Annotated in this window: 1 pseudogene; it reads right to left on the bottom strand. The window is 46.0% G+C overall.

The features are described 5' to 3' along the window. Window positions 1–283, bottom strand: a pseudogene (locus ABUA47_RS08090) (FAD-binding oxidoreductase); the annotation flags it as partial. Between the last annotated feature and the right edge of the window lie 276 nt (window positions 284–559).

Below are 559 nucleotides of genomic sequence, written 5' to 3'. Positions count from 1 at the left end.
GTTGGAGGGTTATCTGTTCGTAGTCGGCGGATATGCTGTATTTTTCCCAATTCTTACCGGCTACGATGAGGATGGAGTCACTAATGGCTTGGCCCGACAAACTGGTCCCTGCCGCTCGGAAGGTGACGGGCAGCCCGTGGCGGCTCGCCAGTTTCAACAGTTGTGAAACTTCATCTTCGTCTTTCGAACGGATTACAATCTGGGGAATCAGTCGGTAAAAACCGGCATCCGTACCCCAGGCCAGCCGGCGAAGTTCGTCGGTGTAAATCCTTTCCTGCGGAATGAATTGTTTTGCTTCCTGCAGGAAAGCCATGTAACTATGCTCTTTCATGTTCACTTTTTTTTATTGCATCACTTCGCTTCAAAGTGCTCTGTAAACGTGTCTTACGAGGGGGTACATTCAGTCGTATACTGAATATATTTAAGTATACGACTGAATGTGGTTCTGTATACGACTGAAATAGTCTCCGTATCAGGCTCTTTGTCTTTTCCTGATTTAGCTAGACGCTTTTTCTTTTTATAACCGATATCAGTAGACGGTTCTTGGAATGTTGTACTG

The sequence above is a fragment of the Bacteroides sp. RTP31139st1_H2_RTP31139_211217 genome (assembly GCF_040227615.1).
In the GTDB taxonomy this organism is placed as follows: Bacteria; Bacteroidota; Bacteroidia; order Bacteroidales; family Bacteroidaceae; genus Bacteroides; species Bacteroides uniformis.
The sequence above is the reverse complement of the archived record's forward strand: the minus strand, read 5'-3'. Positions and strand labels throughout refer to the sequence as shown.